This window comes from Daejeonella rubra (genome assembly GCF_900103545.1).
Lineage (GTDB): Bacteria > Bacteroidota > Bacteroidia > Sphingobacteriales > Sphingobacteriaceae > Daejeonella > Daejeonella rubra.
Genome location: NZ_FNHH01000002.1, coordinates 218,297 through 236,649 on the forward strand (window position 1 = coordinate 218,297; position 18,353 = coordinate 236,649).

Below are 18,353 nucleotides of genomic sequence, written 5' to 3' on the forward strand. Positions count from 1 at the left end.
TAATCATTAAAATTATATTCTGATATGGCTTTAAAGCATTATTTTCGAAATTTTTTCCTCCTGATATTAATTCTTGGGATATCATCAGATGCCAAATCTCAGCGGACAGATCTGCCTCCGGGACTTGATCAATATATAGAAAGTGTCTTAAAAACTTTTGAAGTTCCGGGACTAAGTGTATCAATTGTAAAAGATGGTAGGGTGTTACTTGCAAAAGGCTATGGGATAAAAAAAATAGGAACAAAAGATCAGGTTGATGCGAACACACTTTTTTCAATCGCCTCTAATTCCAAAGCATTTACAGCTACGGCATTAGCGATGCTGGTTGAAGAGGGAAAGCTAAAGTGGGATGACCGTGTTATAGATCATTTGCCCTGGTTTAAAATGGCAGATTCCTATATTACTACAAATCTTACGGTGAGAGATCTTTTAGTTCATCATAGCGGACTTTTAGCTTATTCTGGCGATTTAATGCTGTTTCCCCCTTCTACATTCTCACGCAGAGAGATCCTGGAAAAACTTGGGAAACTACCTTTGGTTCATGATTTCAGAACTACGTATGCCTATGATAATATCTTATATCTTGCTGCTGGTGAAGTGATTAAAGTGCTTAGTGGTCAGGAATGGGAGGATTTCGTTCAGACAAAGATATTTGACAAGGTTGGGATGCAGGGGAGTGTTTCCAGGTATTCAGAATTTGGGCGTAAGTCTAATATTTCTGCTGCTCATGATCGGATAAATGGTACTGTGAATCTGGTGGATAGTTATTTGGAACAGAATATTGGCGATGCGAGTAACCCTGCTGGAGGTATCCTTTCCAATGCAAATGACATGTCTAACTGGATGATCACACAGCTTGATTCCGGCCGTACACCATCAAGGGGACAAATATTTAGCCCTGCTAGTACATTGCAACTTTGGAAAGTGATCAGGCCTATCCCGATAAGTAAGGTTTCCGGGGGACTGAAACCCGCGCAAATGGATTTTTTCGGGTATGCTTTAGGTTTCAGGGCTTATAACTATCAAAAATATAAAGTTGTTGGGCATGGTGGCAAATTGGGTGGTTTTGTTTCGCAGGTAGCCATGGTTCCTGATCTGAAGCTGGGGATCACAGTGCTGACAAACCAGGAATCCACTGCTGCTTACTGGTCGATCATTTATCATGTATTAGACTATTATGAGAAAAATCAAAAATTTGACTGGACAAAGGCATTCAGTGATGAGCAGGTACTGGCATCTGCAAGGTTGACAGAATCTCAAAGTAAAAATCTGATAAACTCTGATCCTTCAGGCAAGTATGATCTTCCAATTGAAAAACTGGCTGGAAAATACCGTGATGCGGTATATGGAGATGTTTCACTGATACCTTCCAGCACCGGGATGCACATGGAATTTAAACAACTGCCTCATCTTAATGGAGAGCTTAAATATTTTCAGTTCAACACCTTTATAGCTACCTTGAAAAATAAGAGCCTAAAGGCAGATTCATATGTTACATTTGCATTGAATGCAGATGGATCAGTTGATCAGGTGAAATTAAAGATCATTGATCCGGATTCAGACCTCACTTTTCATGATGTTTTGCTAAAGCCTGTCAAATAATCTTCAGGCAGCTCTTCATTTATTAAATTTAATTTGCAGATCATTTTTTGTTTGGACCTTAACCAAATAGAGATGATGATGAATATCAGTACAATAGAATTATGGAAAATAAAAAATACAATAAAGCAACGGAAGCCGTTTGGGCAGGAGAGGATAATCCTTATTTTAAGGAAGCTGTAACAACACCAATTGTAAATAGCGTGGCATTTGCTTACAATGACCTTGACAAATGGTATGATATTTCAGTAGGTAAGGAAGATGGCTTTATCTATAGTCGTAATACCAATCCTACAGTTGCCTCACTTGAAGAGAAGATCAGAGTGCTTGAAGGAGCTGAGGCAGCAACTGCATTTGCTACAGGTATGGCAGCAATTAGCAATACCTTGTTTACTTTTTTAAAGCCCGGGAAAAGAGTTGTTTCTGTAAAGGATACTTATGGAGGTACAAGTAAATTGTTTCTGGATTTTTTCCCTGATTATCAAGTAGATATAAAGCTTTGTGAAACAGGGGATCATGAGGAAATGGAAATGGAAATTGCCAAAGGTTGCGATTTAGTATACCTTGAAACACCAACGAATCCTACTCTTAAGATAGTGGATATCAAACGTATTGCACTGGCAGCTAAGAAAGTCGGAGCCATCGTTGTGGTGGATAATACTTTTGCGACTCCAATAAATCAAAATCCATTGTCTTTAGGTGCAGATCTGGTATTGCATAGTGCCACCAAATATCTATGTGGTCACTCTGATGCGATGGGTGGTTTATTAGCTGGTAGTAAAGAACTTGTTCAGAAAGTGTTCCATTTCAGGGAGATCAATGGAGCAAGTCTACAGGCCGATCCTGCATATATGATCGCCAGAGGTATGAAAACACTTGAACTGAGGGTCTCACGTCAAAATGAATCAGCAATGAAAATTGCACGATACCTCAAAGCGCATTCGAAGGTAAGTGATGTGTTTTATCCGGGACTTGAAACGCACATTGGGCATGATATAGCTAAATCACAAATGCGTGGATTTGGTGGTATGTTAAGTTTTGCGCTGGATGGTGGATATGATTTGGTAGAAAAGTTCCTGCCTTCCTTAAAACTGGTACATTTGGCAGCCAGCCTTGGTTCTGTGAGTACACTTGCAGGTCCGCCACGTACAACAAGCCATGTAGAATTAACAGAAGCGCAGCGCGCCCATTTAGGCATTCCTGAAAGCCTTATACGTTATTCAGTTGGTATAGAATCTGTGGATGATCTGCTTCAGGATCTGGAAGATGGATTAAAGAAAATATAAGAATTCAACTACATTGTAGATAAGGCCGGAATAGATGAAGCATAATCAACTATTCCGGCTTTTTTATAGAGATACTTTTTTGTTACTCCGTTAGGGATACCTTAATTACTCCCTCTTTTTTTAATTTCAGGCTCACAAACAGTATTGCAAAACTTATTAGCGCTGCAAAGTAACACCAAATAGATATCACATAATATCCATAGAAAATTCTTGTAAACAGGTATGTGAACAGTATGATCACACCAATCAGGCTGATTCTTTTAATGCTTGAAACGAAAGGTGAAAAACCTGTTGCAAGTATATAAAATACCCCGCCATACCAGGTATTCGCAGCAGGAAAATCCATATCATACCTGATATGTGAGCCGGAAATAGAAGATTCTGCAGGGAAAAAAAATAAACCATACCCCATAAAAATAGCCTGTAATACACCTAAGGCTAAAAAAATCATAAGAATTTTCTTGCGGATTGCTTCTTTTTCAAGAAGCATAAGCGTCAAAGGAATGAAAATTGGCCATATCACCTGAGCAAAAAGCAGAAATCCGTAAGTTGATGGTTTTACCCAATCTAAATATGCAGGGTTAGAAATGGAGAGCCATAAAATTCCTTCAAGTATTTGCTGTATAGAAAGCATGAGTGGAATTGAAGCTAAATATTTTTGAGCGCTGCTTTCTGAATTTTTAATAGATAATAGTCCTATTCCAAATAATATGGCACTGGCACCAAAACTTGCTGTAGCAGAGAAACACATGTTTAAAACCTGGGCTTAAGCTCCATACTTCATTGTAATGGGGCATTCTTGAGGCAAACTGATTTACTTGTTAAGGATAGGAAGACAGACGTTTTATTTTTATGAGCAAAATCATACAATTCCCTGTTTCTCATCATTTTAAATCAGATCAAATTGTTATATCGTTGTATTATGAAAGAAATAAATATAAAACACATATCAAATCTGCATAGCGATGCGCTGAGAGGCCTGGACTTTTATAAGCAGGAAATTGGCATTTTAAAAAAGAGACTTGAAGAAATTGCTGCAGATAATACCGGACATGAAGTAGCAGAAAGTATTGAGCATTTTCAGAATCAGTTTTTAATCCAGGGCAATAATATTGATGAGCTAAAACATCGAATCAATGAGAACATTAAAGCCATTGAAAATCAGGTGAAGAATTCAGCGGGTTTTCTGGAGCAAAATTCTGCTGATGAAAATGCCGGACTTTATGATCAATATCTTGCCGAAGAGAAAATCATAAATGACATCAGGCAGGAATTTAATCGCTTTGCCTCTAAGTGGATGTAATTTGAATTTCTGTCAATAACATATTTTTATCGATCAGTGTTTAAATAAAATAAACCCGGGAATTTCTTTTCCGGGTTTATTTATTTGGCGTATGGGGGACAAAGTAAAAATCCATAGTTTAGATGAATATCTTTTGATTGATTCAATGTGGGTTCTATAAAGTACTTTCTGTGTTTTATGCTTCTAATGCCCATTATCTCTATCGGTCAAACATGTACAGGAAATTTTGGAGAGCCGGTTGTAAATATCACTTTTGAAAGCGGATTCAATCCGGGACCAACAATGGCCACAAATTACAACTATACTACAGTTAGCTGCCCTACGGATGGGAGCTATAAAATAACCAGCAGCACCTTCGCATGTTTCAATAATAACTGGCACACACTTTTGGAAGATCATACTCCGGGAGATGCAAATGGATTCATGATGCTCGTTAATGCTTCTAATGCTCCGGGAGAGTTCTTTAAGCAAACTATCAGTGGTCTTTGCCCCGGTACTACCTATGAATTTTCAGCGTATGTTGTGAATGTTTTAAAACCCTCCGCATCTGGAATAAAACCAAACTTAACCTTCATAATTGAATCTGTAGGAGGTGTAGAATTGGGTAATTATTCAAGCGGTAACATTTCAGAATCCTTAAATCCGGAATGGAAAAAATATGGAATGATATTTACCACAACAGCAGGTATATCAGAGGTTGTTCTTAAAATAATAAATATAGCACCGGGTGGTAATGGCAATGACCTTGCTCTTGATGATATTACCTTCAGGGCATGTGGCCCAACTGTCCTTCCAAAACTTAATGGAAGTCAGGCTCCTCTTTCTATTTGTGAAGGAAAAAGTCTGAAAATTTCTCTGGATGCAGAATTAAGCTCGGGTTATAACAACCCGTCATTCCAGTGGCAGGTAAAAACTACTGGTTCCACCTGGAATGATATTCCTGGTGCAAACTCTAAAGCTGTAGAGATAAGCATTAATTCTACCACAGAGATCACCTTCCAATATCGGCTGGCTGTTGCTGAATCCTATAATATCAATTCTCCTGGCTGCAGAATATTGTCTGATATTTTAACTTTAAACAGGATAGACAAGCCCATTGTGGATGCGGGAGTGGATAAAAATACCATTCAAAATAAGCCGGTGAGTCTGGAAGGTACTTCAGTTGGGAATAATTTAACTTACCAATGGATACCCTCAACATATTTAGATGATCCTTTTAAACTCAATCCGATAGCAACTCCGCTTGAGGATATAACCTATACTTTGCAGGTAACTGATGAGTGCAATAATGTGATAACTGATGAAGTTTTCGTCAAAGTATATAAGGAAATTAGCATTCCAAATACTTTTTCTCCCAATAATGATGGTGTAAATGACCTCTGGAATATTATCGGACTAACATCTTATCCCGAATCTAAAATCAAAGTATTTAATAGATATGGGAATGAAATCTTTCTTAGTAGTGGTTATGAAAATCCATGGGATGGAAGATACCTGGGGAGTGAATTGTCGCCCGGAGTTTATTATTATATGATAGATCTGAACAATGGTACAAAACTGATTTCGGGATCTGTTTTGATTGTAAAATGATCATAATTCATTCCCGATGGAAGGCCTCATGAAGCTGCATCCCGGATCCAGCCTTACCTTTTCAGGTTTCTGATAGCAGATTGTGAAATCATTCTGATTTAAAGAATTTTTCTATCTCTACTGCCAGGAATACTATGCTGGAAGCAGCGATTGTAATAGCCATTTCCGATAAACTTAGCGGCTTTGTTTTAAAAATTTCATTTAAGGCAGGCATGTAGATGATCAACATCTGCAACAGAACAGTTAATAACAAAGCTAGAACCATTGGTTTATTCGAAAATATTCCAATCCTGAATACCGACTCTTTGTTTGATCTGATGGCCATAGCATGGCCTAGCTGAATAAAGCAAAGGACTGAAAAGGCCATTGTTTGACCATTGGGATTATTATTATTAATGGCCCATGCCTGAATGCCTAACGTTACTAGGGCCATTAAGAGTCCCACCCAAAGGATATGCCAGGCCATTGAACTTTCGAAAATATTGTGGTTCGGATTTCGTGGTGTACGGCTCATGATACTGGGTTCTGCTGGTTCAGAGGCTAAAGCGAGGCCCGGAAGTCCATCAGTTACCAGATTTATCCATAAAATATGAATAGCCAGAAGTGGGATAGGAAGACCTAAGAATGGTGCTAATGTTATTGCCCAGATTTCACCTGAGTTGCCGGTCATGATGTATTTTATGAACTTTAAGATGTTATCGAAGATCTTTCGTCCATGCCGGATGGCTTTAACTATGGTGGAAAAATTATCATCCAGGAGGATCATATGGGCAGCTTCCTTTGAAACCTCAGTGCCATTGATTCCCATGGCTATACCTATGTCTGCATTTTTTAATGCTGGAGCGTCATTTACTCCATCACCAGTCATGGCAACAAAATGGTTATTACTTTGCAGTGCATTTATTATTCTGAGTTTTTGCTCCGGATCTACCCTTGCATACACTTTCACCTTTTCAACTAATAATTTGAATTGCTCATCATTCAGATCCGCCAGTTCTGAACCGGTTAATACCAGGTCATCTGTTGAACTGATAATTCCCAGGCTTGATGCGATCGCTGAGGCTGTAAGCTTATGATCTCCAGTGATCATGACAGGTGTGATACCTGCTTCTTTGCACTGAGAAATCGCTTCCTTTACATCTTTTCGGGGAGGATCTATCATTGCAGCAAAGCCAATTAATGTGAGGGAAGATTCTATTTGCTCAGGAATTAGTTTTTCCGGGAGCTTTTTCATTAATTTATAAGCATAGCCCAGAACCCTGTAACCGCTTTCAGACATAGCGTTTACTTTCTTCTCAAGTTCAGGTATTTCATTCCTGTTTTTGATGTCTGGTGTTTGAATTAACATTTCAACAGCACCTTTAGTGATCACCAGAATGCCCTCACTTGTTTGATGTAAGGTGCTCATACATTTCCGTACGGAATCAAAAGGAATTTCTGCAATTCTGGGATAGGATGTTTCTAAATCTGTTTTATCGTAAATTTTTGACAAAGCATATTTTACCAGGGCAAGTTCAGTGGATTCTCCAATCCATTCTTCTCCATCATTTTTGCTTACATCACTGTTTAATGCCATGGCACTCAGTAATGAATTTTTGTCAATGAGTCCCGGAAGCCTTAATGACTTATCGATCTCAAATACCTTCTCGACAGTCATTTTATTTAAGGTCAGTGTCCCTGTTTTATCAGTGCAGATAAAACTAACCGAACCCAAAGTCTCAACTGCAGGTAGTTTACGAACCAGAACATGCTGTTTAACAAGTTTTTTTGCACCAAGAGCCAGTGAAATTGTTACCAGGGCAGGTAAGGCTTCCGGAATAGCGGCTACTGCTAATGAAATGGATATGAGAAGCATCTCCATCAGACTTTCTCCCCTGAGCCATCCTGATATAAAAATAAGCGCACAGATAAAAAGAATGATGAGGGATAACCTTTTTCCGAAAGCTGCCAGCTTTTTTTGAAGCGGTGTGTTTCTATCAACTTTCTGGATCATTTTAGCAATATGACCCAATTCAGTTCTCATGCCTGTTTCTACAACATATGCAGTGCCGCGGCCACTGGTAACGAACGTTCCCTTATAGCCCATATTCGTTCGATCGCCAATAGGCAGGTTTGTCTCTTGAAGCACCGCGCCATTCTTTTCTGTATTTTCAGATTCACCGGTCAGGGTTGATTCGTCAACTTTAAGACTTTGGACTTTGATAAATCTAATATCTGCCGGAATAACATCACCAGATTTCAGGGTGATCACATCACCAGGTACTAATTCGCTTGAGTTGATTTTTAGTAACTCTTTGTTTCTAAATACCTCAGCCTGGCTTCTGGCCATACTTTTCAGGGCATCCAACGCTTTTTCAGCCTTATATTCCTGAATAAAGCCCACAAAAGCATTGATAAAAATTATTGAAAGGATTATGATGGTATCGGTCAGGTCAGCAGCAATGCCTGAAATGATTGCTGCAATGATTAAAATAATGATCATGAAATCGCTGAACTGATTTAATAAGATCTTCCAGACCTTATACTTATCCTTACCATCAACTATTTCGTTTTTCCCATACCGGGAAAGGCGAGAACGCACATCATCACTCTCAAGACCATCAGCAGAGCTGTTTAAGGTTTGAGCGACTTCTGAAATATCAAGGTTATGCCAGTTCATTAACCATTATTTTTTAGTTTTTTGAACCAGAGGATAGATATCATTAAAAGGGGCTTAGAGTGATTTTTATTGTAAGATACTTTAGTGTTTTTTATTCTCGGCTTTATTCATGTTTTCTATCCCTTTGATCAATGCATCAGGATTAAAGGAAATACTATCTATACCTTCTTCAATAAGAAACTCAGCAAATTCCGGAATATCGCTCGGCGCTTGCCCGCATAACCCAACTTTAATGCCATTCCGTTTTGCTGCTCTGATTGTTTCCCGTATTAATCCTTTAACTGCCGGGTTCTCTTCATTGAAAAGATAGCTAACCAGGCTTGAGTCGCGGTCAAGACCAAGAGTTAGTTGGGTCAGATCATTGGATCCAATAGAGAAACCATCAAAAAGTTTAGCGAATTCATCTGCCAGCAGTACATTGCTCGGAATCTCGATCATTACATAAACTTCAAGGCCATTTTCTCCTTTCCTTAGACCATTGCCTGACATTTCTGCAAGAACTTTTTCGCCTTCTTCAATCGTACGGCAAAATGGGATCATAAGTTTTATGTTTTTCAGCCCCATTTCATCGCGAACTTTTTTCATGGCGCGGCATTCTAATGCAAATGCTTTACGATAAAAGTCGCTGTAATACCTGGAAGCCCCACGCAAGCCTATCATCGGGTTCTCTTCCTGTGGTTCAAAATATTTACCTCCTAATAAATTGGCGTATTCATTGCTCTTAAAATCACTTAGCCTCACAATAACATCATTGGGATAAAAGGCTGCAGCAACCAGGGCCACGGATTCTGCAAGATGGTCAACAAAATATTCTTTCCCATCTTCGTATTCACCAGTGATCTTTTTTATTTCGCTCTGCAGTTCCTTATCAGTGATTTTTTCAGGTTCACATAGTGCCAAAGGATGGATCCGGATACTGTTTGATATGGCAAATTCCAGTCGTAATAACCCAACACCATTATTGGGGTAATTACTCAGTTCAAATGCCCGGTCTGGATCTGCAAGTATTAACATGGCCGATGTTTTCGGCAGACTGAGTTTGCTAAAATCCTGCTCTTCAACGATCCACTTTAATAGGCCCTCATAAATATTTCCATTTTTTCCATCCGCACAGGATACAGTGATTTCATCACCAGTTTCAATTACTTTGGTGGCATTGCCTGAGCCTACTACCGCTACTGTTCCCAGCTCGCGGGCAACAATGGCCGCATGGCTGGTTCTGCCTCCTTTATTAGTTATGATTGCAGCAGCTTTTTTCAAAATCGGATCCCAGTCGGGATTGGTTATATCTGTAACCAGGATTTCTCCCTGTTGTAATTGTTTCCCTTCAGTTGGATTTTTGAGAATTCTGGCCTTCCCTGAGGCGATCTTGTCACCCAATGCGATTCCGCTTGCCAGTAGTTTTGATTTTTCGGCAAGCCAGAAAATCTCATGAACCTGCTTCTTAGGTTTCGCATGTACCGTTTCAGGACGAGCCTGAACTATATAAAGTTTATTGTTCAGGCCATCTTTTGCCCATTCAATGTCCATAGCCTTACCATAATGTTCTTCAATTGCCAGACACCATCCAGCTAGTTGGATAGCTTCGGCTTTATTTAAAGAAAGCTCTCCTTGCTTTTCCGCTGAAGTAGTTAAATTAAGTATTGTCTTTTCACTTGATTGCTGCTCTGATTTTTCTGCATAGATCATTGTGAATTCTTTTTTACCACAATGGGTTCTGAGTATAGGGTTGTATTTTTCTTCTTTAAGTGTCGGTTTAAATATGGTCCATTCATCTGGTGTAACCCTGCCCTGGACTATGTTTTCGCCCAGGCCCCAAATGCCGTTTATAATGATCGTGTTTTTAAAACCCGTGTCGGGATCTATTGTAAATGCCACTCCAGATGAAGCTTTATCACTTCGGACCATTTGCTGTACCCCAACAGAAATAGCTATATCCATCTCCATAAAACCCATATCATGGCGATACTTTATAGCTCTATCGGTAAATAGAGAAACATAACATTTATGTATTGCATCCAGTAATTGATCTGCTCCATTGATATTCAGATAGGATTCCATTCTTCCTGCGAAGCTTGCTGTGGGCAGATCTTCGGCAGTTGCACTACTTCGGACAGCCACATCCAGTACTTCAACACCAGCATTCTTACTAAGAATTGAATAGGCCTGTTTACATTGATTCTTTACTGCTTCCGGAATCACTGCCATTAAAATTAAATTCCTTGCCTTTTCTCCGATCTCCTGCAGGTTCGTGAAATTTTGACGGTCTAATGAGTATAAAAGATCATTTAATGCCTTTTCAATATTGTTTTCCCTGCGGAACAGGCGATAAGCATCAGCACTTATGGCAAAACCATCAGGTATGTTTATTCCTTTGGATGATAATTGATTGAACATTTCTCCAAGTGAAGAATTCTTACCCCCAACTCGTGGTAGATCTTCAATACTGATCTTACTGAATGGAATTATGAAAAGTGTTGCAGGCATAATATATTTTTAATTAGATGTCCAGCCTTTGGTTTGGAAGCTTTAATAATGGGGATTGAAAATCAGGTTTAATAATTAACCGTATACATATCCTTTTTTTGCTTAATTATTTTAAGCGGGGCATTATTTTATTATTTGATAATACTCAATGGGCATTTTTCAATCTGTTTCCCAAACCTGTTTTTCTTAGCAGATAATGTTGAAACAACGAATAAATATATTTGTTTTGAGCAGATTCCTGCCTGATAAGATTCATTGAAATTAATGATTTAGGTCATCATTAGTTGGAATTAATTTAAGATCTTTAATCGTCTGGAATGTACTTTTTCTGAAGCAGTATATTTGATTGTGATGAGTAGAAATGCATTTTTGAAAGAAAATACATTATTTTTTTCTCTTTAAGATTAATTATTAATTTTCAGTTAATTATTGGTAAAAAATAATTGAAAAAGGACTTGTCAATACATGTAATTAAATTAGATTTGTTTAACCTTAAAAAAAATAACAATGGATAAATTTACAAAAATGAAAGATCTGTTTGCTTCAGTTGAAGTTGACGCTAACAAATTCTACAATTCAGGAAACAGTGCAGCTGGAACAAGAGTACGTAAAGGCATGCAAGATTTGAAAAATTTGGCTCAGGATATCAGAAACGAAGTTACTGAGAAAAAAAATAGTGGTAAATAATTTTTCCTGCTATTGCAAATAATTAAAAAGGCCTGCTTTAGCAGGCCTTTTTAATTATTTTGTTTTTTATGCAGATTCCAAAGGGTCAAAATATAGGCAGCAATTATAGTTTTTTTCAAGAAGCAGGTCGATGGTTTTGCTAACAAATTGCAAATGCTCTTCACTTTTATTCTGATTCTCTGAAATGAAATTATGTAGCTCCATGATTAAATGCTGGATCAAGTCGCTATTGGAGGTACTAATTACATCATCTATGATGTACAAAATGTGACTTTTAACCATTGATTCAATTCGTATTTTGCTTAACATTTTAAGATAAGTTCTAATAAGTTCAATCTTATTGAATTTGTTTCTGGCTTTGAGCCTTTGTTTAAAAAAGTCCAGATCATATACATCGCCTTCATTCAGAAAAATCTGGGCAATTGCCAGATCAAGATTGCCACTTGAGGTATTAGCCCTGAATTTTGCCATGTGGTAAGCCCTGTCTCTGTTTAGTTTATATAATCCGTTAATTCCGGCAGCCGATTCTTTCGAGCTTTTAAGTAATGAGCTTGAAAAGAATAGGTCATAGAACTGCATGTTGTTTTTGGCAGAGAGTTTTTCAAGGGCCAATGTTCTCAATTGTAATTTTTCATCATTTCGGGCAATATCTATCAAAATCCTTTCCATTTCACTACTGTTGTCAGTTGAAAAATCATAGTTTTTTAATACATATATCTTTACCTGTGAACAGAAATCATGAAGGGCGTCAATAAAAACAGTAGTAGGAATGGTATATTTTCCTGCAACGTTGAGGAGATATTTAATTGATTCCAGCCGTTCCTGATAGTTTTTTGATGAATAAAACTGTTCAACATATTTATCTGCATCCTTTTGCCCATCATTGATCAGCATTTTAAGGAATCCCCTGGTATATCTACTGCTATACCTTTCTTTTTTAATTAGATCCAGGTTTGTACTCATATTCTCGATTATGGTATTTTTTCATTAAGCTGCTTTATTCAATTTAGCTTTAATTATAAAGTCAGATATTTTACTTCTGAATTGGAACTCTTTTTATTCAGACCTATCTTCGTGTAATAATTCTTGGCTTTTCTGCATTTGTAAAGAATTTGTTGATTCTTGTAATCTGCCAGCCTTGATTTTTGTCGAGTTCTATCGTGATGAAATTCTCGATTATGAAATCCTCATAAATGAAATTAACTTTTGCCAAAACCAGAGCTTCGCTGCTCGCTATTAATTCAAAATTGGTAGAACAGTTTTGAACAATTCCATCATTCTGCTTTGCCAGTTTCATGATCGATAGTTGATTCTGTGTTAACACTTCTTCACCCTTCGTGAATTTAAGGATAGCATCTTTACTCAGGATCTTTGACAATTTGCTGGCATCTGTATTTACATGGCTTTCTGCAAACTCTGAAATGATATTTTTTGCGGTTTTAAATGGACGGTTATTTGCAAAAGCTGTGAGAGTTAAGGCAGTACTCAGTACGGCACCAAACAGGAATGATTTAAATTTCATGACTTGTGGTTTTTAGTTTAATTAATAACCTAAAGTTCAGTAGTAAATGAGGGTTGGATATAAGCTAAAAGCACCATTTATAAAAGGTAACATAAATGATATTTTGTATTTGATTGATTTATTTTATTTAGGAATTTTTTATATAAACTATTGATAAATAATTAGTTATGTTTATTATTTTGATGATAATTCTATTCTGTTTTCAATTATTTAAGGGCAAATTGAAAATGTTCTTTGTTAAAAAATGTTAATGAGAATAAATGCCAGATATTTCATGTTGATTGCTTAACTTATTTTGTGAATATTTAATATCTGGAGGGACTGATAAATAGGTTATTCCAGCTTTAATATTATATTTATTAGTTGCGAGATAGGTTTTGTAATTATGTTTAAAAAAATATTTTTTTTCTGTATTTTTCTTGTCATCCATTTGGTCAGTTCAGCCCAATCCAGTTCCTCATTTAATAAATTAGCCTTCCTGAATGGCAGATGGTCATTAAAGACTGAAAGGGGTAAAATTGTAGAATTTTGGAAACAGACCGATGATTCACTACTGGAAGGAATTAGTTATTCTATCAGTCATACAGGTGATAGTACATTGTTGGAAACTGTAAAACTCCAGAAATTGGATGGTGATATCTTTTTCATTCCCACAGGATATGGTGGAGGGAATAATAGTACTGTAGCTTTTAAGCTTATTTCTGCTGAGAATAATACCTTTATCTTTGAGAATAAGGAGCATGATTTTCCCTCCCGTATCGTTTATCGATTAGTCTCAGATGATAAAATTATTGCATGGATAGAAGGGTCAATTAATGGAAAATTCAAGAAAATTGAATACCCTTATTCAAGGGAAACCCCCTAGAAATTTAGTCGGAATTTGCCTGGTGTTATCTTGTTCATTGCCTTAAAAAGGCGAATGAATGAACTTGGACATTCAAAGCCAATGATCTCCACGATTTCATTGATGGTGTATTCGGAATGCTTTAGCAGGTATTTTGACCTGTCTATCCTAACCTGGATAAGGTATTGATGCGGAGATTTCCCATAGGCCTGTTTGAAGGTTCGCAACAGATGGTTTACCGATAAACAGGCACTTTGTGCAATATCTTCTAAATCTATATTTTTATTGTAGTTACTGATAATGTACTCTTTAGCTAATGTCAGTCGTTTTAAGATCTCTACTTTGGTGCTTTTATTCAGAAATTTCAGATTTTCAGATTTGCTCACTACCTCATTTTTATAGACTTTAAAGTAATTTATGAGGCAGTGATGCAGATATTCATTGACCAGCAAATCATCAGGGGCCTCCTGCTCAAGTTGTTGTTTTAAATGCATGATATTATACTTCATATCACCATCAAAGGGATAAATAGTCTCTAAAAAGAAGTTTTCAGATATTTCCTCGTTAAAAAAGGGCTCATCCAGGAGTTCTTTTTGGGTTTTATGATGCGATCTATAGAAATCAGAAAGAAATGTTGGGGAAAATGAAATCGAAAGATTATTTACAGGAATATAGGAATCTACTTTGCTGGAATAACTCGTTCCCTGGTTAATTGCAAGAAAACTATCCGGAAAAAGATTCAATTTTCGCCTGCCTATGTTATAGCTTGTATTGCCATTAAACACTGTTTTTATTGAGAAATTACTGATATGTTCTGGATAGAAGGCCTGCTTTACAGTCTCACTTGATATCTGATTGTTATTCTTAAGTACTCGTATGAATTTCATGGCTAAAATGATTAAAGTTCTTATAAGGATTCAGTATAAGTTCTTTCTTCCAATAAAGTATACCGGTCGTTATGCCCTAAAAAATCGACTTGCAAGCCTGCAGCAGTATATTCCGGTCTGTTGACAAATTCGATCCCTGCAATCAGGTATTTATGGTAATCTCTCAGGCAATCATCAGTATGAACTATAATGTGTTGGATTTCAGGGTCATTTTCAAGCTCTTTTATAATCAATGTTATTGTTTTCCCATTTGAATCTTGAAGAGTTATTGGTTCCAAAAAAACCATTTTATCGAAATTCATTTCTTCTTCCAATTGAAAATTCAGGCTCATTAAAATAAAATTTATTGCATCTGATATTTTCCCGGCAAGATCAGGGATATAACTCATCCGGATAGTTAAAGGCTTACGATCCGTTAGCTTTGGCTGATCTCTATTATTTTGATTTGGGTTTAACATAGATTGCAGCTTTAAAAATCCTTTTGCTTGTTTTTGTTTATATGACGCTATCTGTTACAAAATGTTGCTGGGAAAATCAAAAAAAGTGATTTTCGCATATATTCTAATCCCGGATCTGTACTGTGTATGCAGAGAGCCTTATTTACTCAAATAATCCGTTCAATTGTATTAGATTTGTAGTAGAAATTATGAAAGATTTTAAGAATTATTATCTCATACAGGCAAGTCCTGAAGAGGTATATCTGGCATTAACCAATCCCCTGACAATCTCATTATGGACAGGTGCTGAAGCAATAATGAGCACTGAGCCTGGCTCAGAATTTTCTCTATGGGATGATAGTATCGTTGGAAAGAACATAGAATTTATCGAAAATAAAAAAATAGTTCAGCAATGGTACTTTGGTGATCAGCCTGAAGAGTCAATTGTGACTTTTATACTGCACCCTGATAAAAATGGGACATCTCTGGAACTCCGGCATACAAATATTCCTGATTCCGATATTCAGGATATGATCGATGGCTGGAACTTGAACTATTTTGGCGCACTTCAGGATTTTTATGAAGAGTAACCACCTTAAATTAATTTAGTTTCAAATGATAAGCAACAATAATTTATAGTTTTTGTTTGCCTGATCATTCACTTACCTCATTTTTTAAAATCACCGGATTAGAAGCAGGAGCTAAAAATTTTACTTCCCAATATAAGTATCCAACCACAATAAAATATTCCAGGCCTGTAATCCAATAGTTTTCATTGTATGGTAAAGTACGATAGCTCATATAGCTTAGGGGGATTAGTGCAGACCAAACCAGAATAAAACGGTATCTGACGAATATACTTAAGGCAACCAGGGGTGTCAGGTACCAGGGATGAACTACTGCTGCAAATCCAAGATAGATTAAGAGTACCCAGAAGAAACCAGAGAGTGTATCTGATTCTTTGAGATAAATATACACCATTCCTGTCAGGGTGAAAAGGATCATCAGCTTGCTTATTAATACAATTGGATTATAGTCAATTGCCGCCCAGCCAATGGTCCTGAAAAGTAAATAGATACCTCCATTAAATTCAAATTTTCCATAATAAAGATTCAGACTTTCGGTGATATGAGATATACGTTCAGGCGTATTTATAATTCCGATGCTTAGCAGAGTCGTTATTAGAATGCATATTAATCCATACCATACAGTTTTCATTAAGCCGATTTTTTTAATGAGTAGGGGGATAACCAGTATCGGTAATAGCTTTGCCTGTATGGCGAGTGATAATGCAGCTGCTGATCCAATAAATCTCTGATTGTAGAAAAGCAGAACAGTAAGCAGGAAAAAGAAGATCATGAATGCTTCAAAGTGTATGTTTCCTGTAAGCTCTAGGATGACAAGGGGGTTAAGAAGATAGATTAAAACGAGTGAAAGGTCTTTTTTTCTTTTTAGAATAAGCCTGTACAAGATATAGATCGTTCCAATTTCAGAAAAGAATATCATCGACTTCAGGACTATTAAATTTACCTGCAAGTTATCTTGCCCAATTCCTGAAGCAATCTTAAATAGTATCTGAGAGAACGGGGGATACACACTAAAATAATCAGGAGAGTTGAGCAAAGGGAACAATTGATTTAAAAAGGCATCTGAGTTCTGATTTAAGAATTGCCTGGGAGTGAAGTCGAAGGGGTTAAAACCTAATTGTTGAATCCGTCCATCCCAGATAAAGCGATAAAAATCATCCGACAAAGCTGGTATTGAAAAAATAAGGCAAAACCGAAATAATATGCCACTAAGTAGAAGAACATTGAAATTATAAGCGCCTTTATTTTTTATTATTAAATAACTGAGCAGAAATAAGGAAGTATAAACAGTAATGAGAAGTTCAAAGTTTGATCTTTCAATAAAATAGCCCATCAGAACATAGCCTGCAAGAGATATGATCAGAAGTGAATACAATGTCAATCTAGGCATTTATAAAAAATAGCTTAATTTGTAAAAGTATGCAAAAACGCACATTTACAGATCAGATGGGTCGGGTTATTTCCCTTAATTATCCACCCAAAAGGATTATTTCGCTGGTTCCTTCGCAAACTGAATTTCTCTTTGACTTGGGTTTAGACGAGGAGGTAATCGGAATAACTAAATTCTGTATCCATCCAAATGATAAGTTCAAGTCTAAAACAAAGGTTGGTGGCACAAAAAAGCTTAATCTGGAGAAAATAAGAAGTTTGAATCCGGATCTTATTATAGGAAACAAAGAGGAAAACGAACAGAGTCAAATGGAGGAGTTAATGAACGAATTCCCAGTTTGGATGAGTGATATCCTGGTTCTTGAAGATTCTGTAGAGATGATAAAACAGGTAGGTATTCTGACGGGGCATGCTGAGGAGGCCGAATTAATTGCTTCAACTATTATAAATAGTTTTGCAGATCTTCAATCTGTAAGTGCAGACAATTTAAAAACTGCTTATTTTATCTGGAAGGATCCATACATGTTGGCTGGAAAAAATACATTTATTGATAATATTTTAGCAAAGGCTGGTTTTGCTAATTCATTAACTATGAACCGGTACCCTGTAGTGAGTTTAGAGCAGTTGGAGGAGCTTGGTCCGGAAGTGATATTTCTATCTTCAGAGCCCTATCCATTTAAGGATGAACATGCTCAGGAGATGAAGTCTAAGTTTCCAAACTCAAAAGTATTGATCGTGGATGGAGAGCTATTCTCCTGGTATGGCAGCCGGCTTCTGCATACCCCTGACTATTTAAGATCACTTATAAAGCAAGTAAATTGTCATTCTTAAATAATAAGCACAATAGATTTTGTAATTATGTAGAAAAAGGTTAGTTTTGCCGACCGAAATACTTCTAGAAAAGCTGAGTTTTTACGCTCATTGATCTGAAGAATTTTGAAAATAATCCTAAATATGCGGATGTGGCGTAATTGGTAGCCGCACCAGACTTAGGATCTGGCGCTTCACGGCGTGGGGGTTCGAGTCCCTTCATCCGCACTGATTAATTCCCCGGCTACAAACCGGGGAATTTTTGT

Annotated in this window: 16 protein-coding genes and 1 tRNA gene; 9 read left to right on the top strand and 8 right to left on the bottom strand. The window is 37.0% G+C overall.

The annotated features are described in order from the left end of the window. Window positions 1-24: 24 nt before the first annotated feature. Both BLR27_RS02465 and BLR27_RS02470 read left to right on the top strand, forming a co-directional pair. Window positions 25-1,602: a serine hydrolase gene (locus tag BLR27_RS02465; RefSeq protein WP_090699117.1), complete on the top strand. Its 1,578-nt coding sequence runs from the start codon at window positions 25-27 to the stop codon at window positions 1,600-1,602. Between the two features lie 101 nt (window positions 1,603-1,703). Next, entirely contained in the window at window positions 1,704-2,885 is a 1,182-nt protein-coding gene (locus BLR27_RS02470) for a cystathionine gamma-synthase family protein (RefSeq protein ID WP_090699122.1), read from the top strand. Between the two features lie 82 nt (window positions 2,886-2,967). Here the strand turns inward: BLR27_RS02470 and BLR27_RS02475 are convergent, their stop codons facing one another. Next, complete coding sequence (locus tag BLR27_RS02475; RefSeq protein ID WP_090699127.1) at window positions 2,968-3,636, bottom strand: DUF6629 family protein; 669 nt, start codon at window positions 3,634-3,636, stop codon at window positions 2,968-2,970. 171 nt (window positions 3,637-3,807) lie between these two features. On the opposite strand from BLR27_RS02475, the gene BLR27_RS02480 reads away from it, so the two are divergent. After that, on the top strand, window positions 3,808-4,188 hold the full coding sequence (locus BLR27_RS02480; protein ID WP_090699132.1) for a hypothetical protein: 381 nt from the start codon (window positions 3,808-3,810) through the stop codon (window positions 4,186-4,188). 186 nt (window positions 4,189-4,374) lie between these two features. Beyond that, window positions 4,375-5,778, top strand: coding sequence for a T9SS type B sorting domain-containing protein (locus BLR27_RS02485; RefSeq protein ID WP_176767586.1), 1,404 nt, complete (start codon window positions 4,375-4,377; stop codon window positions 5,776-5,778). 88 nt (window positions 5,779-5,866) lie between these two features. Here BLR27_RS02485 and BLR27_RS02490 read toward each other — a convergent pair whose 3' ends face one another. Further along, window positions 5,867-8,437, bottom strand: a complete 2,571-nt coding sequence (locus BLR27_RS02490) for a cation-translocating P-type ATPase (RefSeq protein WP_090699141.1) — start codon at window positions 8,435-8,437, stop codon at window positions 5,867-5,869. Between the two features lie 81 nt (window positions 8,438-8,518). Continuing rightward, window positions 8,519-10,924 (bottom strand): phosphoenolpyruvate synthase, encoded by a 2,406-nt coding sequence (ppsA, locus tag BLR27_RS02495; RefSeq protein ID WP_090699144.1) that lies wholly within the window; start codon window positions 10,922-10,924, stop codon window positions 8,519-8,521. Between the two features lie 507 nt (window positions 10,925-11,431). On the opposite strand from ppsA, the gene BLR27_RS02500 reads away from it, so the two are divergent. Then, a complete protein-coding gene (locus tag BLR27_RS02500) occupies window positions 11,432-11,611 on the top strand; it encodes a histone H1 (RefSeq protein WP_090699149.1) in 180 nt (59 codons plus the stop codon). A gap of 66 nt (window positions 11,612-11,677) precedes the next feature. On the opposite strand, the gene BLR27_RS02505 is transcribed toward BLR27_RS02500, so the two are convergent. Continuing rightward, window positions 11,678-12,574 (bottom strand): hypothetical protein, encoded by an 897-nt coding sequence (locus BLR27_RS02505; RefSeq protein WP_090699153.1) that lies wholly within the window; start codon window positions 12,572-12,574, stop codon window positions 11,678-11,680. A 103-nt stretch (window positions 12,575-12,677) separates the two neighbouring features. Next, window positions 12,678-13,133: a hypothetical protein gene (locus BLR27_RS02510; protein WP_090699158.1), complete on the bottom strand. Its 456-nt coding sequence runs from the start codon at window positions 13,131-13,133 to the stop codon at window positions 12,678-12,680. Window positions 13,134-13,518: 385 nt separating this feature from the next. Between BLR27_RS02510 and BLR27_RS02520 the strand changes: the two genes are divergently transcribed. Then, a complete protein-coding gene (locus tag BLR27_RS02520; protein WP_143007685.1) occupies window positions 13,519-13,998 on the top strand; it encodes a DUF6265 family protein in 480 nt (159 codons plus the stop codon). Here the strand turns inward: BLR27_RS02520 and BLR27_RS02525 are convergent. Next, window positions 13,995-14,864 (bottom strand): AraC family transcriptional regulator, encoded by an 870-nt coding sequence (locus BLR27_RS02525; protein ID WP_090699169.1) that lies wholly within the window; start codon window positions 14,862-14,864, stop codon window positions 13,995-13,997. The two genes, BLR27_RS02520 and BLR27_RS02525, sit on opposite strands and share 4 nt — an antisense overlap. A gap of 20 nt (window positions 14,865-14,884) precedes the next feature. Further along, window positions 14,885-15,322, bottom strand: a complete 438-nt coding sequence (locus tag BLR27_RS02530; protein WP_090699173.1) for a hypothetical protein — start codon at window positions 15,320-15,322, stop codon at window positions 14,885-14,887. A gap of 188 nt (window positions 15,323-15,510) precedes the next feature. On the opposite strand from BLR27_RS02530, the gene BLR27_RS02535 reads away from it, so the two are divergent. Next, a complete protein-coding gene (locus tag BLR27_RS02535) occupies window positions 15,511-15,891 on the top strand; it encodes an SRPBCC domain-containing protein (protein ID WP_090699176.1) in 381 nt (126 codons plus the stop codon). A 64-nt stretch (window positions 15,892-15,955) separates the two neighbouring features. Here the strand turns inward: BLR27_RS02535 and BLR27_RS02540 are convergent, their stop codons facing one another. Beyond that, window positions 15,956-17,278, bottom strand: a complete 1,323-nt coding sequence (locus BLR27_RS02540) for a hypothetical protein (protein WP_090699180.1) — start codon at window positions 17,276-17,278, stop codon at window positions 15,956-15,958. A gap of 29 nt (window positions 17,279-17,307) precedes the next feature. On the opposite strand from BLR27_RS02540, the gene BLR27_RS02545 reads away from it, so the two are divergent. Continuing rightward, the gene (locus BLR27_RS02545; RefSeq protein ID WP_090699185.1) at window positions 17,308-18,108 is read left to right on the top strand and encodes an ABC transporter substrate-binding protein; all 801 of its coding nucleotides are present in this window, start codon (window positions 17,308-17,310) and stop codon (window positions 18,106-18,108) included. A 125-nt stretch (window positions 18,109-18,233) separates the two neighbouring features. Further along, window positions 18,234-18,315, top strand: a tRNA-Leu gene (locus BLR27_RS02550). Window positions 18,316-18,353: the final 38 nt, after the last annotated feature.